The organism is Balneola vulgaris DSM 17893, assembly GCF_000375465.1.
In the GTDB taxonomy this organism is placed as follows: domain Bacteria; phylum Bacteroidota; class Rhodothermia; order Balneolales; family Balneolaceae; genus Balneola; species Balneola vulgaris.
The window spans coordinates 1,118,448-1,144,017 of the sequence record NZ_AQXH01000001.1 but is presented as its reverse complement, the minus strand read 5'-3'; the positions used below and the strand labels follow the sequence as shown (position 1 = coordinate 1,144,017).

Annotated in this window: 22 protein-coding genes; 19 read left to right on the top strand and 3 right to left on the bottom strand. The window is 36.7% G+C overall.

Annotation, left to right across the window (positions count from 1 at the left end; translation table 11 throughout):
• Positions 1 to 47: 47 nt before the first annotated feature.
• The 3 genes from B155_RS0104925 to porD all read right to left on the bottom strand — a co-directional run bounded on the left by B155_RS0104925 (position 48) and on the right by porD (position 2,834).
• Positions 48 to 1,022 (bottom strand): electron transfer flavoprotein subunit alpha/FixB family protein, encoded by a 975-nt coding sequence (locus B155_RS0104925; RefSeq protein ID WP_018127134.1) that lies wholly within the window; start codon positions 1,020 to 1,022, stop codon positions 48 to 50.
• 61 nt (positions 1,023 to 1,083) lie between these two features.
• On the bottom strand, positions 1,084 to 1,854 hold the full coding sequence (locus B155_RS0104920; RefSeq protein WP_040368051.1) for an electron transfer flavoprotein subunit beta/FixA family protein: 771 nt from the start codon (positions 1,852 to 1,854) through the stop codon (positions 1,084 to 1,086).
• Positions 1,855 to 1,934: 80 nt separating this feature from the next.
• On the bottom strand, positions 1,935 to 2,834 hold the full coding sequence (gene porD / locus B155_RS0104915) for a type IX secretion system protein PorD (protein ID WP_018127132.1): 900 nt from the start codon (positions 2,832 to 2,834) through the stop codon (positions 1,935 to 1,937).
• 202 nt (positions 2,835 to 3,036) lie between these two features.
• Here porD and B155_RS0104910 point away from each other — a divergent pair, with 202 nt between their 5' ends.
• The 19 genes from B155_RS0104910 to B155_RS0104815 all read left to right on the top strand — a co-directional run bounded on the left by B155_RS0104910 (position 3,037) and on the right by B155_RS0104815 (position 25,549).
• Positions 3,037 to 3,900: an N-acetylneuraminate synthase family protein gene (locus B155_RS0104910; RefSeq protein ID WP_018127131.1), complete on the top strand. Its 864-nt coding sequence runs from the start codon at positions 3,037 to 3,039 to the stop codon at positions 3,898 to 3,900.
• 3 nt (positions 3,901 to 3,903) lie between these two features.
• Positions 3,904 to 5,076 carry an N-acylneuraminate cytidylyltransferase gene (locus B155_RS0104905; RefSeq protein WP_026167204.1) on the top strand — a complete coding sequence of 391 codons (1,173 nt, stop codon included), beginning with the start codon at positions 3,904 to 3,906 and terminating at the stop codon, positions 5,074 to 5,076.
• 109 nt (positions 5,077 to 5,185) lie between these two features.
• A complete protein-coding gene (locus tag B155_RS0104900) occupies positions 5,186 to 6,010 on the top strand; it encodes a PorV/PorQ family protein (protein ID WP_018127129.1) in 825 nt (274 codons plus the stop codon).
• A 50-nt stretch (positions 6,011 to 6,060) separates the two neighbouring features.
• Entirely contained in the window at positions 6,061 to 8,076 is a 2,016-nt protein-coding gene (locus tag B155_RS0104895) for a ComEA family DNA-binding protein (RefSeq protein WP_018127128.1), read from the top strand.
• 103 nt (positions 8,077 to 8,179) lie between these two features.
• Positions 8,180 to 10,636, top strand: coding sequence for an SLBB domain-containing protein (locus B155_RS0104890; protein WP_018127127.1), 2,457 nt, complete (start codon positions 8,180 to 8,182; stop codon positions 10,634 to 10,636).
• Positions 10,637 to 10,704: 68 nt separating this feature from the next.
• On the top strand, positions 10,705 to 11,883 hold the full coding sequence (locus B155_RS0104885; RefSeq protein ID WP_018127126.1) for a Wzz/FepE/Etk N-terminal domain-containing protein: 1,179 nt from the start codon (positions 10,705 to 10,707) through the stop codon (positions 11,881 to 11,883).
• Between the two features lies 1 nt (position 11,884).
• Positions 11,885 to 13,186 carry a phosphoenolpyruvate mutase gene (aepX, locus tag B155_RS0104880; protein WP_018127125.1) on the top strand — a complete coding sequence of 434 codons (1,302 nt, stop codon included), beginning with the start codon at positions 11,885 to 11,887 and terminating at the stop codon, positions 13,184 to 13,186.
• Positions 13,186 to 14,310, top strand: coding sequence for a phosphonopyruvate decarboxylase (gene aepY / locus B155_RS0104875; RefSeq protein ID WP_018127124.1), 1,125 nt, complete (start codon positions 13,186 to 13,188; stop codon positions 14,308 to 14,310). Before aepX ends, aepY begins: the two co-directional genes overlap by 1 nt.
• A gap of 2 nt (positions 14,311 to 14,312) precedes the next feature.
• Complete coding sequence (locus B155_RS13000) at positions 14,313 to 15,431, top strand: phosphonoacetaldehyde reductase (protein ID WP_018127123.1); 1,119 nt, start codon at positions 14,313 to 14,315, stop codon at positions 15,429 to 15,431.
• Entirely contained in the window at positions 15,428 to 16,435 is a 1,008-nt protein-coding gene (locus tag B155_RS0104865) for a Gfo/Idh/MocA family protein (RefSeq protein WP_018127122.1), read from the top strand. Before B155_RS13000 ends, B155_RS0104865 begins: the two co-directional genes overlap by 4 nt.
• A gap of 5 nt (positions 16,436 to 16,440) precedes the next feature.
• Entirely contained in the window at positions 16,441 to 16,896 is a 456-nt protein-coding gene (locus B155_RS0104860) for an acyltransferase (RefSeq protein ID WP_018127121.1), read from the top strand.
• A gap of 1 nt (position 16,897) precedes the next feature.
• The gene (locus tag B155_RS0104855; protein ID WP_018127120.1) at positions 16,898 to 18,001 is read left to right on the top strand and encodes a DegT/DnrJ/EryC1/StrS family aminotransferase; all 1,104 of its coding nucleotides are present in this window, start codon (positions 16,898 to 16,900) and stop codon (positions 17,999 to 18,001) included.
• Positions 17,998 to 19,497, top strand: coding sequence for a lipopolysaccharide biosynthesis protein (locus B155_RS0104850; protein ID WP_018127119.1), 1,500 nt, complete (start codon positions 17,998 to 18,000; stop codon positions 19,495 to 19,497). The genes B155_RS0104855 and B155_RS0104850 overlap by 4 nt, the downstream gene beginning before the upstream one ends.
• On the top strand, positions 19,490 to 20,476 hold the full coding sequence (locus B155_RS0104845) for a hypothetical protein (RefSeq protein ID WP_018127118.1): 987 nt from the start codon (positions 19,490 to 19,492) through the stop codon (positions 20,474 to 20,476). Before B155_RS0104850 ends, B155_RS0104845 begins: the two co-directional genes overlap by 8 nt.
• Positions 20,473 to 21,360, top strand: a complete 888-nt coding sequence (locus B155_RS0104840) for a glycosyltransferase family 2 protein (RefSeq protein ID WP_018127117.1) — start codon at positions 20,473 to 20,475, stop codon at positions 21,358 to 21,360. The genes B155_RS0104845 and B155_RS0104840 overlap by 4 nt, the downstream gene beginning before the upstream one ends.
• Before the next feature lie 3 nt (positions 21,361 to 21,363).
• A complete protein-coding gene (locus B155_RS0104835) occupies positions 21,364 to 22,533 on the top strand; it encodes an O-antigen ligase family protein (protein WP_083902102.1) in 1,170 nt (389 codons plus the stop codon).
• A 484-nt stretch (positions 22,534 to 23,017) separates the two neighbouring features.
• The gene (locus tag B155_RS0104825) at positions 23,018 to 24,163 is read left to right on the top strand and encodes an N-acetyl sugar amidotransferase (RefSeq protein WP_026167201.1); all 1,146 of its coding nucleotides are present in this window, start codon (positions 23,018 to 23,020) and stop codon (positions 24,161 to 24,163) included.
• Positions 24,160 to 24,774: an imidazole glycerol phosphate synthase subunit HisH gene (gene hisH, locus B155_RS0104820; RefSeq protein ID WP_018127114.1), complete on the top strand. Its 615-nt coding sequence runs from the start codon at positions 24,160 to 24,162 to the stop codon at positions 24,772 to 24,774. Before B155_RS0104825 ends, hisH begins: the two co-directional genes overlap by 4 nt.
• 1 nt (position 24,775) lies before the next feature.
• On the top strand, positions 24,776 to 25,549 hold the full coding sequence (locus tag B155_RS0104815; RefSeq protein WP_018127113.1) for an AglZ/HisF2 family acetamidino modification protein: 774 nt from the start codon (positions 24,776 to 24,778) through the stop codon (positions 25,547 to 25,549).
• Positions 25,550 to 25,570 lie beyond the last annotated feature (21 nt).

Below are 25,570 nucleotides of genomic sequence, written 5' to 3'. Positions count from 1 at the left end.
ATTGCAAAAGGCCCAGTTTAAAACTGAACCTTCGCGCATGCATTTAATTAGTTTTTAATTTTTTTGATCTCTTCAATGAACGGAGGAAGTACTTTGTATAAGTCTCCAACGATTCCATAATCTGCTACTTCAAAGATTGGAGCATCAGGGTCTTTGTTGATAGCCACAATTACTTTACTGTTTGCCATACCAGCAACGTGCTGTATAGCTCCAGAAATACCTACGGCAATGTATAATTGAGGAGATACCACTTTACCTGTTTGTCCAATTTGTAAACTTGGATCGTATACACCAGATTCAGTTAAAGCACGAGATGCTCCGATACCTGCATTAAGGATGCTTGCGAGCTCAGCTATTAAAGCTTTACCATCTTCATCCTTTATTCCACGACCCGCTGCAACAATAGCTTCGGCTTCGTTTAAGTCAACAGTATCGCCGGTAGCCGAGATAATTTCTTTAAGAGTCGCTTTCATAGTCGACTCATCGAAACTGAAGTCAACATTAACTACTTCTGAATCAGCTGGTGATTCGTTCAGGTCGTATGAACCAGAGCGAACAGAAACAATAACTTTATCAGCTGTAGCGGAAGTGTTAGCCATAATTTTTGCAGCCATAACTGGGCGCTTAGCTTCCACACCATCGTTGGTTAGGCTGAATGAAGAAACATCGGCAATTACAGCAGCATCTTGGTTTGCCGCAAGAGCTCCAAGCACATCTTTAGTGCCTTCCGTTGAAGCAAAAGCAAATACAGCTGGGTTCACTTGGCTCATTACATTAGCCAATGCTTTTAGTAATGGAGCATTCATGTGATTTTTGAAGATTGGATCTTCGATTACATGAATTTTAGAGGGTCCGTACTGCTTGATACCGTCTACATAATTTGAAGCGTTCGCATCAATAACAACAGCTTCAACAGAATGACCTGCTGCATCAGCAAGGCTTTTACAATGGGATAATACTTCTAGTGACGAACGTTTGATTTTGCCGTCGGCAATAGCAATGTAGGTTAAAATCGTACTCATTGAGAAAATGGTTTAATAATTAGATGCTCATCAATGTAGAGCATTCAAAAAATTTGAAATGTTAAAGAACGTTGGCTTCTGTGTCCAACAGTTGTGCAACCTGGCGAGCTACTTCTTCTGCTTCGCCTTCGTATTTCTTACCAGCCTGTCGTGCAGGTTTCTCTTCATAAGAAGTTACTTTTGTACTTGCTGTAAGTGAAGCTTCGTCTACGCCCAATGCTGAAATCTCAACTTGATCGATAGGCTTACGCTTTGAAGCCATAATTCCTTTTAAGTTTGGAATACGAGGGTCGTTCATATCATTAGAGCAGGTAACAGCACATGGTGTTGGCAGTGCAATCATTTCCTGCCCAGTATCACCTTGGCGTTTAACCACGAGCTGATCGCCTTCAACCTCAAGTCCTACAGCATTTGTAGTGTATGGTAGGTCTAAGATTTCAGCAACCATACTACCGGTTAAGCCTGAATCTGTATCCTGCGATTGCTTACCAAGAGCAAGAATGTCGTATTCTTTGTCTTTGAAGAACGCACCTAAAATTTTTGCGTAACTAGCCGAGTCATACTCTTCATCACCAGAAGCAAGAATATGAGTAGCGCGATCGGCACCCATAGCTAAAGCTTTACGAATGGTTTCAGAGGCTTTTGCTGGGCCAATGCACACAACTTCAACTTCGCCACCATGTTTTTCTTTTAAGACTAAAGCTTCTTCAACTGCCGAAGCATCGTAGGCATTTAATACCATACGATCGGCATCCATAATTAGCTCGCCTTCTTTGATCTGAAGTGGTGCATATACATCAGGCACCATTTTAATACATATATAGAATTTCATTCGCTTCTGTTGCTTTAAGTGATTTTTTGTGGAACCGCTTTTTTAGGGTCGCCAATATACAAAACCAAAACTAAAATGTTTTAATTCTGCAGATTGTTATAGTCTGATAAATGTCCAGGATCCGTCTCCACCAAGAGGTTGTAAGCCTGTCGCCTTATTTGAGGCGTTGCCTCATTGAAAATACCAGAAATTTCTCTCGATTTCGTATCGAAGAATAAATCATATAAATAGTTGCTGGTTGCTCGCCGCTTAGAGTCTCGAATATCGGTGAGCGCTTGAAGAACCACGGTTCGGGCAGCTATGGCATCGGCTGTAAAGGCATCTAATCCTAATCGGTGATATTGGTAATAAGCCACGCGCAAAGGGCGGTAACTTGGATTGAGCAGATCAGCAATCAAATTGAATTTATTTCGACGATTGTTCGCAGCCCTCGTCCAACCAATAGCTGAGGTCGTTTGTGCCAAATCAACAATCTGTTGTGCTTTCTGAAAATAAGCCTCGCCACCCAACTCGCTAAAACTATCAAAGTCGTAGCCTAATAACACATTCATATAAAAGTCGAGTGTTCCCGTTAAGTTGTCAAACTGTAGTTCATCATGAATCAAGGTTCGCCCTTGTGGGTAATTAAACTGCCAATTGTCATCACTTAAAATAATGGATGTAGTAAGTGTGGTAGTGCCATAGATAGGTCGGCGAGCACTCATAATAATACGAGAACCAAAGTCGTAATTTGAATTGGCGGACTCCAAAATGATTTGAATTTGGCATTCAATGCGTTCCTCTTCCTCAAATTCAACTTCAGTCCAACGGTGGTCGTTTATGTATTCTTCAACACGAGGTTTAAGCTCAGATATATAGGTGTATGAATTTCCTTCTAATTGGGCATCGTTTACAGTAACGGTGCAATTCAATTCTTGAGCTTGTGCTTCGCTAAAGAAAAAAAGGAGTAGAATAAAAAGTGTAAAGTTGATTCTATGCAATGTAGAAGCGATTTAATCTATTAATTGAAATCATGCATACTTCATTGAAGAATACGAAAACAGAAGCAGAAAATTCTATGCGCTCTTAAGTTCTACTAAGAATTCTTAATAGGCATCTTATATACTCACTTTATACCTTAGGCAGAGATGCATGGGTGATGTACATCTAGTGTGATCAAAATAATAAATCAAATTTTTTAACATGAAAGCTCCAAAGGTAATTGCTGAAATCGGTTGTAATCATAAAGGTCAGATGGAGATCGCCGAAGAAATGATCATGATGATCGCTAAATTCTGTAAGGCCGATTATGCTAAGTTTCAAAAGAGAAACCCTAAGGAAGTTCTTACCCCCGAGCAATACAATATGCCCCACCCCGTTGAGGCCAACTCATATGGTACAACCTATGGAGAGCATCGCGAGTTTTTAGAATTTGATTTAGATCAGCATAAACAGCTTAAAGCATGGTGTGAAGAACAAGGAATAGGTTACTCTACATCAGTGTGGGATTTAACCTCGGCCGAAGAGATTACATCGCTGAATCCTGACTTCATCAAAATACCATCGGGCACAAATCAGCACTATGAAGTACTGAACTATCTTTGCGAACAATTTGCAGGTGATATCCATGTGTCGGTTGGGATGACTACTCATGAAGAAGAACGTAAGCTCATCGATTTCTTTAAAGAACGTGGACGAAATAAAAGTTTGGTGCTATACAGTTGCACATCTGGATACCCCGTTCCTTTTGAAGATATTGGACTCTATGAAATCACCCGACTTATTGAAAACTATGGCGAAGAGGTAAAGCAAATAGGCTTTTCAGGGCACCATTTGGGCATTGCCGCTGATATTGCAGCTATGACTTTGGGGGCTGAATGGGTTGAGCGCCATTTCACCTTAGATCGAACATGGAAAGGCACCGATCACGCTGCATCATTAGAACCCGAAGGAATGCGTAAGTTAGTGCGTGATTTGAGAAATGTATCAAAAGCACTTAATTATAAAGAAAGTGAAATCCTAGAGATAGAAAAGCCACAAAGGGATAAACTTAAGTGGGGGATTTAAACCGTGCGAGTTGCATTCATACCTGTAAGAGGGGGTAGCAAAAGTATCCCCTTAAAGAATATAAGGCCTTTAGCGGGGAAGCCACTAATCTATTGGACGATGGAGGCGGCTTTGCATAGCGGAGTGTTTGACCACATCTATATCTCCACGGATTCCCCAGAAATTGAAGAAGTAGTAGTGAAGCATCAGCAAGCTTTGGCGTTTACGCTGATAAAGCGAAGTGCGGAAACAGCAACAGATAAGGCAAGTACAGAATCTGCAATGTTAGAATTCGCTGAGCAGTTTGACTTCGATGAAATAGCGTTGATACAAGCTACTTCACCACTATTAAAGAGTGAGCATATCCGAGAAGCTTTTGAGCAAAAGAAGCACACGAATGTAGATAGCCTTCTCACTGTATGTGTGCAAGAACGGTTTATTTGGGAAGAAGGAACAGATGGTAGAGCAAAGCCCATTAACTATGACCCATTGAATCGCCCACGTCGACAAGATTTTGAGGGTTTACTGGTTGAAAACGGCGCTATGTATATCACTTCAAAGGAATCATTACTCGCAACCAAATGTCGTATTTCGGGCACCATGGGTGTGTATAAAATGCCCCCTGAAAGTTATTTCGAAATCGACGAGCCTTCCGATTGGCAAATTGCCGAAGCACTTCTGAAAAAAGATCAAAGTAAAAATACCCCTTTCACCGAAGTGGCTGCATCCATAAAACTATTTTTAAGTGATGTGGATGGTGTGTTGACCGATGCAGGCATGTATTACACAGAATTTGGGGATGAGTTGAAGAAATTCAACACTCGAGATGGAATGGGTTTCCAATTGATTAGAGAACAAGGCATAAAAACAGGCTTAGTTACTAGCGAAATCACCAATATTGTAAAGCAACGAGCCAAAAAGTTGAAAATCGATTTTCTGCATCAAGGCAAACGTGATCATGGGAAACTTGAGGTAGCTCAACAAATGTGCGAGAAGCTTGGAATTACTTTACAAGAAGTGGCTTATATAGGGGATGACATCAATTGTCTAGAACTCATAAAAGCTGCTGGGCTTTCAGCTTGTCCAGCCGATGCCGTTGATGTAATCAAAGAAGCCGCAATGGTGGTTTGCAACAAGAAAGGTGGGGAAGGTTGTGTGCGGGAATTTGCCGAGATGATTTTGGCCGTTAGAAACTAAAGCCAAAGATTACTTCCATTCCTTTTTGGTAAAAGTTTGCACTATTCATAAATAATGCTAGAATGTAAAGGTTTGATCTTGCATTCTTTAGCGTTGAAAAGAGAGTATTATGAAAGTGCGATGGTATTCAAAATTATACCTACTAGCTGTTTTGGGCTTGATCCTAGTGCCGAACCTTAAAGCACAAACAATTATTGGTGCTCGATCGATGGCAGTAGGCGGCGCCCAAACCGCACTGGCTAATAACGAGTGGGCATTATTTGGGAATCCTTCCTCTCTATATTCAAACCCTGACGGGGTGGCTTTTTACAGCTTACGGAATTACGGAATATCCGAACTTACTGACATTGCCTTTTCTGGCAGTTATGCTATAAAAGATGGAACGTTAAGCGCAGGCATACACCGCTATGGGGATGATTTATACCACGAAACAAACATAAAACTTGGTTACGCGTTTGAGTGGCAACAAGTGCAGTGGGGAGTGTCAACGGGTTTACATGTACTCGGGTTTGGGGGAGATTATGGCTCAGGTTCTGCATTCACACTCGATGTTGGAGGGAGCATCCCAATTCAAGATAAATGGGTTCTTGCCGCTACAGCAACGAACCTATTTAATGGTGCCTATCACTTTGAAGAATCGGATGAAGAACTCTCTAGTGCAATATCCGTGGGTATTCAGTATTCACTTGAAGAGCGAGCCTTATTTCTGTTTGATGTAGTAAAAGACGTGCAATTTCCATTAGCCATCAGGGCTGGGGTAGAAATGGATATTGTTTCAAACTTTGTTGGGAGAGTGGGGGTGTCTACAGAGCCTAATACCTATTCAGGGGGGCTAGGATATCAGGCTCAGCGATATTCTTTTAACTTCGTAGTTCAACATCATCAGATATTGGGGACAAGCCCCGGTTTAGATATGAAAATATATCTGAAATAATGAAGCGTAATAGTACCCTAATAGCGTGTAGTGTGATAGTCGTCGGCTTCATGACCCCTGTTCATTTAATAGCTCAACAGCAGGATTCAACACGCACTAAAATCAGAAGTCAAATTGAGCGCTCTTTTAATGAAGTTGAGTTAGGTGAAGATGACAACGGGGAACAGTTATTACTATTTCTGGAAGAACTAGCGGCAAATCCTGTGAATGTAAATTCAGCTTCTATCGATAGACTATTACAGGTACCCGGCTTCAATCTAAAGCTTGCACAGGCACTCATTCGGTATCGATCGGCTCAGCCATTAGAACAGATTACAGACCTTATGAAGGTGCCGGGAATAGGAAGAGTAACCTTCGAACGCATGAGTGCTTTTGTAACCATTGGTGGTTCAACTGAGCGATTTCGGGCGCTTTATTTAAATCCAGATTATTGGACACAAAACTTAAAGCCTGAATACTTGATACGCTATCAACAGGTGTTGGAAGAGCAGGAGGGGTATAAAAGAAGAGAAAGTGAAGGAGGATATATTGGGAGTGCTGCTAAAGTATATCAACGTATACGAGTGGCAGGGAAACATCTTCAGTTTAATATGACCCAAGAAAAAGATGCCGGTGAGCCATGGGGTGGAGGACTCGGTTTCGATTACACTTCAGCACATTTGGCTCTAAAAGACAATGGCTGGCTCAAAGATTTTGTGATAGGGGATTTTGCCCTGAATATGGGCCAAGGTTTGGTAATGTGGAATGGCGGCGCTTTTGGAAAAGGCAGAGAAGTAGTGGGAACGGTAGGTAAAAATGAACGTGGGGTTCGAGGCTATAGCTCTGCTCAAGAAAGTGGTGCCTTTCGAGGTGTCGCCTTTACCTATGGCGGCGATGTAGAACTGACGGGGTTTTATTCTCGACGTAATTTCACGGCCTCAATTGTTGGGGAAGATTCTACAAGGTTTCCATCTTCAGCTGGATTTCATCGAACACAAAGTGAACGTGATAGAAGATACAATACGGGCCACACGCTGTGGGGAGGGCGGGTGCGTGCAGTTCATCCATATGGAATTTTTGGAGCAACTTACTACGGCACCCGTTTTGATGATTATATCGTAAAAGGAAGCGCGCTTTCGGCTAGATACTATTTTGAAGGTAAAAACCATTCCGTTGCAGGTCTAGATTATAAAGGCATATTTGGGCAAGTACTATTCTTTGGGGAAGTAGCCCGTTCTGAAAATGGAGGAATTGGATGGGTGAGTGGGCTCGAAACGAGCTTAGGTAGTGCCACAGATTTAAGTTTACTCTACAGAGATTATGCCAAAGACTTCCAATCTATTTACGGGGCCGGATTTGGGGAGCAGTCTTCCGCGCCTCAGAATGAAGAAGGGTTTTATATCGGGTTAAGACATGTATTGAATAGAAAAACAGTCATTGGGCTATATGCCGATCAATATCAGTTTGAAGCTCCAATATCGGGCATAGATCAACCCTCACAAGGATTCGATATATTAGCCGATATAGAATGGAACCCTACTCAAAGTATGAATACCCTCGTCTTGTTTCGGATGGAGACGAAGGATAAAGAAGAGATATTTACCAATAATGAGGGGAGGGATGAGTCGAGAGTGTATAATTCCAAACGGATAAGTGCTCGCATTCAATTGGCATATCAACAAACAAGAAGTTTGAGATGGCGCACTCGATTTGAACAGGTCTGGGTTCCAGCAGCGGGAGGGGAAGAACAGCAGCGCGGAGTATTACTTTATCAAGATCTTCGCATTCAGCCCAATACGAAATTAAAAATCGATGTGAGAGTGACTTTATTTGATACCGACTCATTTGATGCGAGAGTCTATCAATTTGAAAATGATTTGTTATACGTGCTAAGCAACAAAGCACTCAGTGATACAGGAAAGCGCATGTATGCCGTTGTGAATTACGAGTGGAGTGAAAATGTAGAGTTCTGGTTGAAATACAGTATTACCCAATTTCAGAATAAGCAAGTCATAAGTACTGGCTTAAACCAAATAATTGGAGATACAAGAAGTGATATTGGAGCGCAAATGCGCTTGAAATTTTGAATAAAACATTAATTTAACTTCTAATTGAGAAATAAAATGCTATCTTTTTAGCTTCCCAAAAAAAGGGATTCTACGGAGTAACATTATATAATAGAAGAAGAGAATGGTTCGAAGATTTAGCTTAGGTGCATTTCTGGGGATTTTACTGTCTGTTTTAGCTTATCAGGCACCTACCTCGAAAGTGGTGGCACAGTCTTCTGTGCAAGAAGAACTATCCAAAAGAAATTTAACCTTATCACAGGCACGTGCTATGGCACGCCAAGCAGGTATCAATCCTGATAACCCCGCTGAGTTATCACGTTTTGCAAAAGCCAATGGTGTTCCGCAAGCACAAATAGACGCTTGGTTACAAGAAATGGGTATGTCTACATCAAGCGTAGGTGCTTCTAGTGGGATGGTGCAAGATCTTAGAGATACAGGTGTAGGTGTGGAAGATATCAACGAAGTTGAACCGACAGGCGCCTTAAATCAAGCTCCAAGAATAACAACTCCTACAAGAGATGGACTACCCTATTTCGGGTATAGTATTTTTAGCAATGTACCCGACGCCTTCAAACCTAGTAATGTTGGGCCGGTAGATGAGGGGTATATTATTGGTCCTGAAGATGAAATGCGTTTAGCACTTTGGGGAGCCACAGAATTTCAATACGAATTAGCCGTAGATGCCGAAGGTCGAATTTTTATTCCAAGCATTGGCCAAATTACCGTAGCAGGACAAACGCTCAAAGAACTTCGTAGTTATTTAAAAACACGATTATCGCAAAGCTACTCAGGGCTAGTAAAAGATCCTCCAACTATCTTTTTAGATGTGACTCTTACTCGCTTACGCCCTATTCGCGTATTCGTAATTGGTGAGTTAAACAACCCTGGGGGGTATACTTTCAGCAGTTACTCAACCTTGTTTAATGTGCTTTATGGAGTAGGTGGACCAACCGTAAACGGTTCCTTGCGTGATATTCAATTGATTCGTGATGGGGAAGTAATCACGTCTTTTGATTTGTACGATTTCCTACTAAAAGGCTTAGATACGGGTTCTATAAGGCTACAAAACAACGATAGAATTTTTATACCACGCCGTAAGAATGAAGTAACCATTACCGGTCCTATAGGTCGACCTGCTATCTATGAACTTAAAGAAGGAGAAAGTTTAAACGATCTGTTAACTTTTGCAGGTAATCTTAAGCCTCAAGCTTATGGAAAACGATTTCATGTAAACAGGATAATCCCTCTTAACGAACGTCAAGACCCAAGTGTAGCTCGAACTGTACTTGATTATAATCTTGAAAAAGTATTAGCGGGTGAAGTGAGCTATGTACCAGAAAATGGTGATCGTGTTCAGATATTGAATATTTCAGATCGCCTTGAAAACATCGTGTACATCCAAGGAGCGGTGTACCAACCAGGTTCTTATGAAATCAATGGCGATATTCAAACCGTCAAAGATCTTATTGCTGCCGCTGATGGTATAAGAGGAGATGCTTTTACTAAACGTCTAGAATTAGTTAGAACCAATGAAGATCTTACTAAAGATTTTTTCTCGCTCAACTTTGAAGCAGTAATGAATGAGAATGCTACGGTAAATATGAAGCTACAAAGATTAGATCGAATTCAGGTTTATTCTAATTCTGTAGAACGTATAACCAATAAATTTGTGCAAATATTTGGTGCGGTGCAGAAGCCCGGTACCTATGAGTTCAGCGATGGAATGAACTTGAGCGATGTGATATTGAACGCAGGTGGCTTTACCGAAGGAGCGTATTTAGGGGAAGTGGAAGTGTCACGATTAGAAAAACCCGAAGACAGAAATAGCAAATCCATTCAGCTTTTTAAAGAACTCATTACTGACGATGCGAACAAAGATGCATTTTACCATCCTACCTTAATGGATGGGTTGATGGACGAAGCAAAGACTTTTGGTCTAATGCATCGAGATAAAATTTATGTAAGAAATAATCCTCGTTTTGAACAACAAGCCACCATTACGATCCGTGGAGAAGTGGTATTTCCAGGTACATACACCTTGTTAAGCGAAAACGAAAAATTGACCGATGTGTTTAGAAGAGCAGGGGGCCTTACGGTTGAAGGTTATGCCAAAGGTGCCAAACTCTACAGAAATGACCGTCAAGTAATTATTGATATTAGTGAAGCACTAATTGGGCGTTCCATGAGTGATATGGAGTTACTCCCAGGAGATGAAATTGTAGTTCCAAGAGTACCGAATACCGTAGCGGTTTCAGGAAATGTTGGAGTACAAGGTTTAGTGAAATTTGTACCCGGTAAAAAAGTGTCCTACTACTTAGAACGGGTTGGCGGGATGCAAAAAGAAAGTGAAAAACGCGTACTATTAACTCAGCCAGATGGAACTACTTATTCTGTGAAAAGAAAAGGGTGGTTTAGGAAAAACCCAGAAGTGTACGACGGCGCTCAGATTATTGTGCAACGTAAACCAGTAGAAACTCAAAAAGAGAAAATGACACCTCGAGAATTTCTTCAGGAAACAACGGCTATTTTGACCAGTACTCTTACCGTGATTCTACTCATAGATCGACTCGGAAACTAAAATTTACAGGAAAAGAAGTTTATGGGGATTGAATAAATCCCTATTATTCAGCTTAAAACAAGGGAACATTGAGTACAGACGATTCAAAACCACCGAAGACACCAAATAATCCAACGGATTTTCCAATTCAGGAATACCGACTGGTACCCGCTGATCAGTATCATGAAATCGATAGTGAAGATGAGATTGATTTAATAGAACTAGCAAAGACGCTGTGGGATAACCGAACCACTATCTATAAGTTCTTAGCCGTAGGGTTTGTGCTTGGAATTTTGGTAGCCCTTTTAAGTCCAAAAGAATACAAAGCTTACGCAACCTTGATGCCTGAGTATAGTACCGAAGGCGGAGGAAGTGCTTCTGGTTTACTTAAACAATACGGAGGCTTACTTGGGTTAAGTGGGGGAAGTTATAGTTCTAACAGCAATGCCATTCGAGTGGAGCTATATCCTGAAATCGTAAATAGTTTAACATTTCAATATAGTCTGGCGAATCAGGTGTTCTACTATAACGATTATGATACTTCAGCACCATTAATAGATTATTATACAGAAATTAGAGAACCTGGCCTTCTACCTACAGTAAAAGAGTATACAATAGGTTTGCCAGGAAAATTAATCGAGTCTTTATTTGGTGAAGAAAAATTAGTTGATAAATCAGAGGCTAATATTGATTCATCGTTTATTTTAAGTTTAACGAAAAATGAAGTTGGATTTATTGAGTTTCTGAGGAGTAAAACGGGAGCAAGCCTAAATGATGAGTCAGGCATTATTTCCGTAAGTGCAACGATGCCAAACCCAGAATTAGCCGCAGAAGTAGCTCAATTTACTATTCAAGAATTGACTACTTATCTCACAGAATACAGGATTGAAAAAGTACAAAGAGATTTAGGATTTATAAAAGAACAATTGAATAAAGCTGAAGAAAGGTTTGAGGAAGCACAATTGGCCTTAGCAGAGTTTGTAGATAGTAATCAAGGAAGTCTATCAGCACGAGCACAAATCGAACAGCAGAATTTGAATTCAGAATACAATCTCGCATTTGATTTGTACAATACACTCACTCAACAGTATGAAGAAGCGAAACTGAAAGTGCAAGAAGAAACCCCTATGTTCAAAGTTCTACAGCCCGTTAGTGTTCCTGTGGAAAAAAGCAGCCCTAAGTCACTGATTATTATATCATCATTTATGGTTCTTGGAACGGTGTTAGGCGCCTTTTGGATATTAATTATAACGATCAAAAACAAGTAGAATGAATAAGAAAGTTTATGTTGGCATGAGTGCTGACTTGGTTCACCCAGGACACCTAAATATTATTGAACAAGCTAAAAAGTTAGGTGATGTTGTTGTTGGTTTGCTGACTGATGAAGCAATTGCAAGTTATAAGAGATTACCTCATATGGAATATGAGTATCGTAAACGAGTTGTGGAGAATATAAAAGGAGTATTAGAAGTAATTCCTCAAAATACGCTCGATTATAGACCAAATCTGAAAAAAATTAAACCAGATTATGTTGTACATGGTGACGATTGGAAAGAGGGAATTCAGAAAGAAACAAGACAACAAGTAATTGACACATTGAAAGTATGGGGGGGAGAGTTAGTCGAAGTTCCATATACAAATGGAATATCTTCAACTCAGTTAAATCAAGCTTTAAAAGAAATAGGTATAACACCAGATCAAAGAGTTAAGCGACTTAGAAGATTAATTGCGGCAAAGAAACCAGTTAGGATTATTGAAGCACACTCAGGATTAACGGGATTAATAGTAGAAAACCTTAAAGTTGAGATTAACGGTGAATCAAGGGAATTTGACGGTATGTGGGCAAGCTCACTTACAGATTCAACTAGTAAAGGTAAACCGGATATTGAAGCTGTTGATATAACTGCAAGAACAGAAAACATCAATGATCTCGTTGAAGTCACCACAAAGCCGATAATTTTCGATGGTGACACTGGAGGTAAAATCGAACATTTCGTTTTCACAGTTAGAACACTGGAAAGACTGGGTGTTTCTGCTATAATAATTGAAGACAAAGTGGGACTTAAAAAGAATTCACTATTTGGAACAGAAGTCCCGCAGCAACAAGATTCAATTGAAGGATTTTGTGAAAAAATTAAAGCAGGAAAAAATGCACAAGTAGGGCAAGATTTCATGATTATTTCAAGAATTGAAAGCCTTATCTTAAAACAGGGGCAAGAGGATGCGATTAAAAGAGCAAAAGCTTATATAAATGCAGGTGTCGATGCTGTAATGATTCACTCAAAGGAAAGTTCGCCAAATGAAATTCTAGATTTTTGTAAAGAATACAAAAAATTTGACCGTAAAGTACCTTTAGTAGCAGTACCATCGTCTTATGATTCTGTGTATGAAGATGAGCTTGCAGAAGCAGGGGTAAATGTCGTGATTTATGCAAATCAATTATTAAGAAGTGCTTATCCTGCAATGGTTGATACTGCTAAGAAAATCCTGACTTATAAAAGAGCTTATGAAGCTAGAGAGAATTTGATGTCTATTAAAGACATACTAACATTAATTCCCGGAGGGAAATAATGGTGAAGAATGAGTTGTTATTTGAAGCATTAAAAAAATCTGGAATTGAATTTTATTGCGGGGTTCCTGACTCACTTCTCAAAGATTTTTGTGCGTTCCTTACAGATAACACAAGCTCCAAAGAACATATTATTACGGCGAATGAAGGTGGTGCAATTGCATTAGCAAGTGGTTACCATATGGCAACAAGTAAAGTACCATTAGTTTATCTTCAAAACTCGGGTTTGGGAAATATTGTAAACCCAATATTATCACTTGCAGATAAAGAGGTATATGGAATACCGATGTTGATAATGATAGGCTGGAGAGGAGAGCCTGGTGTACATGATGAACCTCAACATAAAAAACAGGGCAGAGTTCAGAATGATCTTTTAGACTGTATGGAAATACCCTACATGGTACTAGATGAAAGTACTTCAGATGTATCTCAATTTGTAAAAAAAGCTATATCTAAAACTGTTAACTTAAGTACACCTGTTGCTATTGTAGTGCGTAAAAATACTTTTGAGCCTTATCAGTTAAAATCCAGCGTTGCTTCAGATTATATGTTGTCAAGAGAGTCCGCGATTCAGCAAGTTCTTGAACAATTAGAAATTGACGACATCGTCGTTTCTACAACTGGAAAGCCATCCAGAGAAGTTTTTGAGTTTAGGGTATCTCAAAATTTTGGAAATCAGAACGACTTTTTAACGGTAGGATCAATGGGGCATTGCTCACAAATTGCACTTGGTATAGCTCTTCATACTGATCGAAATGTGTTCTGTATTGATGGAGATGGTTCTGTGATTATGCATATGGGAGGTTTAAGCATTACTGGACAATCAGGAGCAAAAAACTTTCGACATATTGTTCTGAATAATGGCGCTCACGATTCTGTAGGTGGTCAACCTACAGTTGGATTTGAGATTTCTATTTCTGAAATAGCATTAGCGAATGGATATAAAAAAGTCTTTAAAGCTAAGGATTCAGATAGTTTGAAATCAAGCTTGGAAAGATTCCTAAAGGAAGATGGTCCTGTTCTACTGGAAGTTTGTATAAAGAAAGGAGCAAGAAAAGATTTGGGTCGACCTACATCAACTCCTGAAGAGAATAAAAAAGCCTTGATGAAGCTTCTAAATTCTTAACTATGCAAACTGAATACTTTGGAAACGGAGCTTTAGATAATCTGAAGTCAGTTATTGCTAATCATTCTCCTTCAAAAGTATTTGTTGTTACGGGTGGTAAATCGTATAGACAATCTGGCGCTGAGAGTATTATTGATACAACATTAAAGGGTATTAATACCTTTAGATATTTTGGATTCGAAGAGAACCCTAAAATTGAGGATTTACTGGAAGGTGCTTCACTAATAAATGATTTTGATCCAGATCTGATAATTGCAGTAGGCGGGGGCAGTGTAATTGACACAGCAAAAATTATATCCGTACTTCCAGATAAGGCCGACGAAGCTACAAATATGATAAAAGGAGATTATTTACAATTAAATAAATTAGCTCCTATTGTTGCTATTCCAACAACGTCGGGTTCAGGTAGCGAAGCTACTCATTTTGCAGTGGCTTATATCCAATCAATAAAATATTCTGTAGCACACTCTGATATATTACCAGATTACTCAATAATTGATCCTACACTCACCTATTCAATGTCACCATATCAGACAGCAGTTTCTGGTCTCGATGCCTTAAGCCAAGCCATAGAATCAGGTTGGGCAAATGGCACAACAGAACTGAGTAAAAAATATTCATTAGAGGCGATTGATCTAATTTTAGATAATATTAAAAATGCGGTTCATAATCCATGTCCTGATTCTAGGCTTAAGATGGCAAAAGGGTCTAATTTAGCAGGAAAGGCTATAAATATATCTAAAACAACAGCTCCACATGCTATGTCTTATGGGTTAACATCTAAATATCAAATACCTCATGGGCATGCAGTAGCAGTAACTTTAGGTCATTTTTTTGTATTGAACAAAAAATTGGCATTGGTTCAGGAAAATATTGAGCTTGATAAATATATGAATCAGTTAGTTCAAAAATTTGGAACTAATGATGTGGAATTAGCGAAAAATAGATTTTATGGGTTGGTGGAAAGTCTTGGATTAAAGCTAAGACTTAAGGAGATTGGTTTACATGATGAAGAAGATTTAGATGATCTGGTTAAGAGTGTTAACGTTGAGAGATTGCAAAATCACCCAATTAAACTAGATAAGAATATGTTACTTGAAATTTTAAAGAAAGCGTTATGAGTAAAATTAGATTTGCAATAATTGGTTGCGGTAGAATTGCACAAAGACATGCAGAGCATATTTCAAATTTTGCAAAGCTTGAAGCTGTTTGTGATATAATACCCGAAAAAGCAGAATCGCTGGGTAAAGAATATGCTGCTTCTTCTTATAAAGATATTGATGATCTTTTAAAAAATGAAAAGAATGTTGATGTGGTATCGATTTGTTCTCCAAACGGGCTTCATGCTGAGCATTCCATTAAGGCACTTAATGCAGGTTTTCATGTTTTATGTGAAAAACCAATGGCAATTAATGTTCATGATTGTGGTTTAATGATTCAGGCAGCAGAAAAAAATAACAAAAGGCTTTTTGCCATAAAACAAAATAGATTCAATCCACCCGTATCAGCAGTAAAAAAAGCAATCGATGAAGGAGTATTTGGAAAAATATACAGCATCCAGTTAAGTTGTTTCTGGAATAGAAATGAAGATTACTACACAAATTCTTGGAAGGGAAGTAAGGATTTGGATGGGGGTACTTTATTTACTCAATTTAGCCACTTTATTGATTTGTTGTATTGGATGATTGGAGATGTTAAAAGTGCTCAAGCTATTACTAGAAATTTTCATCATCAAAATATCATCGAGTTTGAAGATAGTGGAGTTGTGACACTTGAATTTTATAATGGGGCTATTGGAGCGATAAACTATACCGTAAATAGTTATGGTGGGAATATGGAAGGTTCATTAACTATATTTGGCGAAAAAGGTACAGTAAAAATAGGTGGCCAGTATCTCAATGAGTTAGAATACCAGAATATCAAGGACTTTAAATTTGAGGACTTACCTGAGGGAAATAAAGCGAATAATTACGGACACTATCAGGGATCCATGTCTAATCATGACGAGGTATACAAGAACGTTGTAGATGTCTTACAAAACGGGGGTTCTATATCAACCAATTCGTTTGAAGGTCTGAAAACCGTTGAGATTATTGACAAGATTTATGAAGCTGCATCAAAATAAATGATATGGAACCTAAGAAGTTAAAAACCGGGATAAAAAATGTTGAGTTTGGCTCAGAAGTAACTCTTGTTGAGCCAACTAATTTGTACGGTTGTATAATTGGAGATAATTGCTTTATCGGGCCGTTTGTTGAAATTCAAAAAGATGTGACAATAGGTGCTCGTTGTCGAATACAATCGCACAGTTTCGTATGCGAGCTGGTGACTATTGGAGAGGATTGTTTTATTGGGCATGGGGTTATGTTCATAAACGATGTTTTTAGCGGAGGAGGCCCCGCAAGAGGCGATAAAGAAAAGTGGAAGAAAACAAATATTGGAAATAATGTCAGTATTGGAAGCAATGCTACAATATTGCCTGTTACTATTTGTGATAATGTAGTGATAGGAGCCGGTGCAGTAGTTACGAAAAATATAAATAGTGAAGGAGTATATGTCGGTAATCCGGCAAGAAAACTTAAATAATATGAAAATCCCATTTGTTGATCTTAAATCCCAATACGAATCCATTAAACCTGAAATGGATAATGCTATAAATAGAATTATTTCTAACACAGCGTTTATTGGCGGAAATGAGGTGTCAGAATTTGAAGAAAATTTTTCTAAGAAATACGGAGTAAAACACTGTATTTCAGTCGGAAACGGAACTGATTCTTTGTACATCATCATGAAGATGCTGGGCATAGGGAATGGTGATGAAGTAATTACTCCTGCTAATAGTTGGATATCATCTTCAGAGACTATTTCTCAGGCAGGAGCTAATCCGGTATTTGTTGACATTGAACCGGAGTATTATACAATGGATCCGGATAAGCTGGAATCGCTTATTAATGAGAATACTAAAGCGATAATGCCTGTTCATTTATATGGTCAAATGTGTGATATGGATCATATTATGGCTATAGCAAAAAAACACAATTTATTTGTGATCGAAGATTGTGCACAGTCTCATTTTTCTGAATTCAATAATCAAAGAGCAGGGTTGATAGGTATAGCAGGTTCATTCAGTTTCTACCCGGGCAAGAATCTTGGGGCATACGGAGATGCAGGTGCTATTATAACGAATGATGATGAATTAGCTGAAAAGTGCAGAATGTATGCCAGACATGGTGCATTAGTAAAACATGAACATAAGATGGAAGGTATCAATAGCCGTCTTGATGGAATACAAGCTGCTGTCTTAAATGTGAAGCTCAAGCACATACTGAAATGGACTGACGATCGTATCAATAATGCTTCAAAATACGACCTCCATCTAAGGGATATTGAAGAAATCCGGATTCCGAAAATCAGGCCTAACACAAAGCATTCTTTTCATCTATATGTAATTAGAGCGGAAAAGAGAGATAAGCTTGCAGATTTTCTAAATGAGAACGGAATTCAGACATCAGTACATTATCCAACAATATTGCCTTTACTTCCGGCATACAACCATTTAGGATTTTCGGAGAAAGATTTTTCGAACTCGTTCGAAGCTCAAAACGAAATACTTTCTTTACCTTTATACCCTGAATTACAAGAAGAGCAAATTAAATATGTAGCAGAGAAAATCTGTGATTTTTTCAAATGATAAAATTCACAAAAGCTTACATACTCAATAAGCTGAATTTAGGTGGTTTTGTTAAAGGGGCTTTAACTTTATCATTTGGTACGTTTATAGGGCAGTTGCTTGTTGTGGCTACTTCACCTTTTCTAACAAGGATATACTCGCCCGAAGAATTTGGAATCTTTGGCCTGTTGCTTTCTGTTGTAGCTTCTTTTGCATTAATCTCTGCGCTAAGATATGAACTAGCTATTATTCTTCCAGAGAATGACATTCTCGCAATGAGTTTACTGTTGATTTCTATTGTTTTTGTTAGCTCTATATCACTTTCTTTGTTCTTTTTGATCCTGATATTTCAAGATTTCTTAGTTCAATTACCCAATGGAAAAGAATTGATAACTTTTTCTTGGTTAATCCCATGTTTAATTTTTTTAGCAGGCACTATAAAAGTATTTGTTTTTTGGAATCTGAGAATAAATAAGCCGTCTAAAATTGCTTATGCAAGAATGACTCAAGACTCAATAATGGTAGGTTATCAAAGTTCAACAGGATACTTTTTTTTTAATAATTTTATGGGGTTAAGTTTAGGATATGGTTTGGGACTATTATTAGGGTTAATAGTAATAGCTAAGCAATCAATTAAAAGGAATATAGTTTTGCTCAAGCTGATAAGAGCTAAACATATCAAGTACGTTTTATATAGGTATAAAAGATTTCCTTTATTTACTGTGTGGGCAGATCTAGCAAATGTTCTCTCCAAGCAACTACCAATGGTTATAATTGCGAGCCTGTTTAGTCCTGCGATAGCCGGTTTTTATTTAATGGCTAACCGAGTAGCTAACTCTCCAGTTGGGTTGATATCTGAGGGAACGGGCAAATCTTTCATGTCCATTGCTTCTAAACTTACTACAAGTGATGATCTGGGTAATCTTTCGATTAAAGTTTTTGATTTGCTTATCAAAATGTCAGTAATTCCTCTGGTTTTTGTCGCGGCTTTTGGCCCTGAATTATTCGGTTTACTTTTTGGAGATGAATGGTCCGGAGGTGGGAGATATTTTCAAGCTCTTATCGTACAGTCAATAGCAGTTTTTATATTTGTTCCTATCCTAACATTACTAGCAGTGTTAGAAAAGCAAGAACTTGGCTTATACTTCCAGATTAGTATGTTAATATTTACATTGATATCATTATATATGGGTTATTTATATCAAGATTCTCTTTTAGCAATTATGTTGTATTCATTCACTACTGCCTTTTCTTATTTCTATTTTGGAATATTGCTGCTATTTCATGCAGGTGTAAAAGTGAAAATGAGCTTGAAAAAAATTCTTCCTGAGATTGCTATTGGGTTAATAATTTTTTCAATAATTGAATTATATAAATCAAATGTAAATCAATTTTTTGATGGCAGTATTTTAATGTTTCTATTCATTACTTTTGTGTTAGCAGTATTAACCTGGATTATTTTTAGATGCTATAAATCGTTTGTAGAGCTTAACACACTAGATAGACACTATGCCTAAAATATCATTTGAAATAATATCAGTTTCAGGGGGCTTTTGGACAGGATCAGGAGCACTTATTGATTTAATAAAGGAAAGTGATGATTGCATAATTGTTCCAACAGAGTTCACTTTATTTACTCATGGTCAATTCTTTGATACTCTTGACAAAGTACTTGAATCAGGCAACCTAGAGCAACACCGATCACGTTTGGAAAATGATATTTATCGTTTTACTAAGTTTAATAAAAGTGAAGTTCCAAAAGTATATTCAACTTTAAGGTATGGACTTGACAAATTAAACTTATATCCCAAATCTCTGGTAGTCAGGAGAGCAGGTTTTGGAAAAAGATTTGGAAAAGCTTATTCACAATCTTGTGAGAAGCTATCGGTTTATTTGGAGGATGTTTTATCAAATAAAAAGTCTATCTCAGAATCAAAAATCCGAGAAATTCTCGAAGAAATATTTAATACAATTGCTGAGTATTATACAAGTAAAAATGGGAAAGATGGATTCAAGTTGGTATTTGACCAAATGATTGCTCCAGCATATATAAATTCATTTAATAGATTCATGCCAAGAGCAAAAGTTCTAGTCGTAGATCGAAATTGGAAAGATCAATACATAGAAATAAGAAATGAATTAAAAAGAATGGTCAATACAAAAATAGCTTTGGACGTTGAGGCAAATGGTCTAGAGCTAGAATCCAAACATTTGAAAGCCTCTGAATTTATTATTGGCATAAGAGAGCTGTTATTAGCCCAAAAAATTCAACTTTCTAAAATGAGTTATGTGCATTGGCTAAGCTTTGAAGAATTAATCGGAAATTATGAAGATGAAGTAAAAAGGGTGAAGAAGTTTTTGGGAATAGATATAAGCAATGAAAAGAGGCAGTCGAGATTCAAGCCCCATATATCAAAAAAGAATATAGGTAAATGGAAAGAAAGTCCATTTAGGGATGAAATCGAGAAATTAGAACCAATTTTAGAAAAGCTATGAAAGATGTATCAGTTGTACTAGCTGTTTACAACGAAGAGAAATATGTTTCTGAAACCTTGGAAAGCATATTAAGTCAAACAGGATTAGATTTCGAAGTCTTAGTTGTCGACGATAATTCTACAGATAGTACTGCAGAAATTATCAAATCATATGAGAATAATCATGAAAATATAAGATATATAAAAAATACTTCGAAGGGTAAAGTATCTGCCTTTAACCTCGGTGTTTTGCTAGCAGAGGGAAAGTATAAGTGTTTATTTGCAGGTGACGATATAATGCCTGAAGGTAGTCTTTTAAATAGATTAAAAGTTGCCAAAAGATTAAATGAGAACACTCCTGGAACAGGGCTGTATAAAATTAAAACATTTTCAGAAGATCCGAAATTTGATGGAAAAGTTGTACCTAAAAGAAAAGGTAAAGGAAATCCAAGTGGACAATCTCCTTTAATGAATGAGAAACTTGTAGAATTACTTTTTCCTGTTCCGGAAGAACTTCCTAACGAAGATACTTGGTTAGAAATAGCATTTTCGCACTTAAATCAAATACAAATTATTCATTCTGATGTAATCTGTTGCTTTTGGAGAGTTCATGAAGGTAATACGTATAACCTGAATATGAGTGTTTACGATTATAAAGAAAGGTTATTAAAAAGGTGGTATGCATTTGAAATATTTTATGAGAATTTTAGTGAGCAATTGAGCGAATCTGGAAAAGAAATGATAAAAGAGAGAATCAAATGCAACGCATATTATGAAAATGGAAAGTTTTTGAAAATTTTGTTTTCTAAGTTAGCCTTTATAGAAAAGCTTAGAATGATTTCTACGATCAATCCCTTCTTTTTTGGTCTTAGAAAAGGTTTTTATGGTATTCTTTCAGGTTGGTAACATATGAAATATCTTTACTATTTAAATGGTTTAGTTCTGTCAATTTTAATGTATTCGAGTACCATTGAAAGGTTTACAAAAATAAAAAGCGTAACTATACTAGCTATAGTTGGCTCAATATATATTTTAATAACATTTTTTTCAGTAAAATTAAAAAAACCAAATAAATTAGATTTAATTTTCATTTTCTCAAGTCTTTCACTTCCTACTTATTATTATTTCCATTTTTTGATTTTTGGTTCATTAAATGTTGAAATGTTTATTATGCTAAATTCATCAATTATTATTGGTCTTATTACATTAATAAATAATCATGATTACTTTATTAATGGCCTAATAAAAGGCTTGCTGTTAAATGGGTTTATTGTTTCTATCTTACTAATTGTAGGCTCGATAATTAGTGGAGATTATCGAAATTTTTTCAATATTGTTGATTATCTAGCTCTCGGTTATAATTTATCTTTATCATTTTTAATACTAGTTCCTGCTTTTGCAGCAAAAAGAATTTCAAAAACTAAAGCTATTTTGATTGTAGTTATATTGTTTGGGATATTTTTATCGAATTCAAGAGGTGCGGTTATTTTTTCACTGCTTGTCCCTGTTTATTATATAATATTTATTTACAATAATGAATTTAATAAAGGTAAATTGATTTTAATCGCACTGTTTGTTGTAGGTGGATTAACTGGTATATATAATTTATTTAATATTGAATCAGGATTAAATCGTTTATTCGAATTTAATTTTGTCAATGTTAAAGATGATGTATCGACATTCACCCGTATCTTGATTTGGGAGGATACTATTCAAGAGATTGCCGTACATCCAATTGTAGGTTGGGGATTAGGTAATGATTTGCCCAACCCGTACCATCCTCATAATTTCATTTTGCAAATATTATATGATGGAGGAATTATTGCTTTTATGATTTGGGCGATTATTTTATATCAACCCATCAGGATACTCAAAAAAACAAAAAATTATTTAAGTAGAGTGGTGATTTTAGGTCTATATTTATGTTTTATATACATGATAATGGAATATTCTAAGAGTCATGTAATCTATTCTGCACGCAATTTATTTATAGTAATTGCTTTGCTTATTGGTGTTTTTCGGACAAAAATTCGTGAAAAAAATAAATATCGATTATTGAAAACTATCAAATACGTTTAGTTCAATTAAAATAGATTCATCTTTGTCTGGAATTATAAATGAATGTTTATAAATAATCCATTGGGAGGTATTGTAGGTTTTAGGTATTTTACACCCATGAAATAGTTTGGTTCTCAGATTGGTGGAATACTACTTTAGGTATTTTGCCAGGTGTGAGAGGTAATGCTATTTCTTATTTTATATTTAAGCTAATTTATGGGACTGACAGGGGCATAGCTCCACCAACATTCCTTGGTTCTACATATTATAATGGAGGACTTATTGGTATCTTTGTTGTATATAGTATCAAAGGATTCTTATACGCTTATTTATACAAAAGAATGTTAACTAAATAGAGAACTGTAGTACGTTGCTTAACCTATGGTTATATATTTTTCTATTTGTCCATATTTGTAAACGGATCGCCAGTAAGCATAATAAATAATGGCATTTTTACATTATTTGGAGTCTTATTATTAAGAAAAATAATTATAAAAATTGATTTATGAGTAGTCGAAAATATCAGATATGTACTAAAACTATTATGGATACTTCTGATCCTAATATCAAATTTGATGAAAATGGTGTGTGTGACTATTATCATCATTTTAAAGAAGTTATAGAGCCTTCTTGGTTGCCAAATAAAGAAGGTCTAAACAAGTTAGAAGTGATAGCTGATAGAATAAAGAAGAATCGTAAGAATAAAGAATTCGACTGTATCATTGGTTTAAGCGGAAGCTTGGATAGTTCATATACTGTTTATGTTGCAAAAGAGATAATGGGTTTGAATCCATTGGTATATCATGTTGATGCAGGATGGAATACTCAACAAGCAGTTAGCAATATCGAAAAATTACTTAACGGCCTGAATCTCGAGCTCTTCACAGATGTTATAGATTGGTCAGAAATGCGCGATGTACAACTTGCTTTCTTTAAATCAGGGATATCTGATCAGGATTTACCTCAAGATTATGCCTTTTTCTCATCTATGTACAAGTTTGCATGGAAAAATAATATAAATTATATATTAACCGGTTCGAATATCTCTACTGAATGTTGTAGAGAACCTATGGAGTGGGGAGGATACGGCCCAGGTGTAGATTCAACATTATTTAAAGACATATACCAAAAATTTGGAGGAAAAAAGCTTAATACTTATCCATTGGTAGATATCATAAGGTATCGAGTTTTCTATATGGGTTTATTAGGAATGGAAGTTGTAAAGCCTTTAGATTTGGTTCCTTTCTATAAAAAAGAAGCTGAAGACTTTTTAGAATCAAAATTCGGATGGGAACGTTTTCAACATAAACATCATGAGTCAAGATTTACTAGGTTTTATGAAGATTATTGGCTTCCAAGACGCTTTGGTTATGAGAAAAGGAGAGCTCATTTTTCTTCATTAATTCTTACCGGTCAGATGAGCAGAGAAGCTGCTTTGGAAAGAATTTCAAAGCCCGAACTTGATGAAAAAACATTAAAAAATGAATTTGAATACGTAGCAAATAAACTGAATATAACTACTCAAGAGCTAGAAGGTTATTTTAATCTACCCAAAAAGACTTATAAAGATTACAAGAATAAAAAGTGGATAATAAACCTTGGAACAAAGGTTTTATCATTGGTAGGTAAAGAAAAAAGGCTATTTAGATGATCGGTATTATAGATTATGGAGTCGGTAATATCAAAGCATTTGAGAATATTTATAAAAGGCTTGGAATTTCTTGTATTAGAGTGAATTCCGTATGTGATATAAATAGTGAAATTAAAAAATACATATTACCTGGTGTAGGCTCTTTTGACCATGCAATGAACAAATTGCGTGCATCAGGTTTACTCCCCACATTAGAAGTTGAAATCATTAACAAAAAGAAGGATGTTTTAGGCATTTGTGTAGGAATGCAAATGTTAGCTCATTCTAGTGAAGAAGGAAATTCCCCGGGTTTAGGCTGGATTGAAGGAGAGGTAAAAAAATTAGATGTAAATAAATTAAATCAAAAGACCCATTTGCCTCATATGGGTTGGAACTCAATTAATAAAATTGAAGACCCTCTGTTTCATAATATTCCTGAAGAAGCGCGCTTTTATTTTTTACACTCCTATTACTTTGAAAACAAAGTAAATTCAAATTGTATGGCAAGTGTGGTTTATGGAGATAAATTTTGTTGTGCAGTTAATACAAATAACATTTACGGAGTACAATTTCATCCTGAGAAAAGCCATGATAATGGGATTCAATTGTTAAAAAATTATTCAAATATTTAGAATGCTTAACCCAAGAATTATACCTACTCTTCTAATTCATAATGAAGGTGTATATAAAACCACACGCTTTAAAGATCCAAAATATATTGGTGATCCGATAAATGTTGTAAGGATATTCAATGAAAAGTATGTGGATGAGATCATGGTCCTAGATATCGATGCCACAGTAAAAGGTAAGGAACCTAATTATGGATTAATCGAGAAAATTGCATCTGAATGTCGTATGCCGCTTTGTTATGGGGGGGGCATTAAGAATAAAGATCAGGCAAGCCGAATATTTGATCTAGGTGTTGAAAAAGTTGCTTTTGGATCTCTAACACTAGAAAGCCCTGAAATACTGTCTGAAGTATCTGAAGAAGTAGGAAGTCAAAGCGTTGTAGCAGTTCTTGATGTGAAAAAATCAACATTCTCTGGATACCATTTAAGAACTTGTAATGGAGAAAAGAAATCCAATATTGATATTTTTAAATTTGTTGCAGGTTTAAAAGATATAGGTGTTGGTGAGCTTGTGATAAATTCAATTGATAAGGAAGGAACTATGTCTGGTTATGATTTAGATCTGGTAAGGAAAATTAGAGAGAATACTAATTTACCTTTAACAATTATTGGTGGAGCAGGTTCTTATAATGACATTAAAGAACTAATAAATGAATTTGGCATTATTGGTGTTGCTGCAGGAAGTCTTTTTGTATTTAGAGGCAAATTCAGGGCAGTGTTAATTAATTATCCGACTATTGAACAGAAGAGAGAGATATTTCAGCAATTAACAAAGTAAATTATCTAATAAATGAGTTTT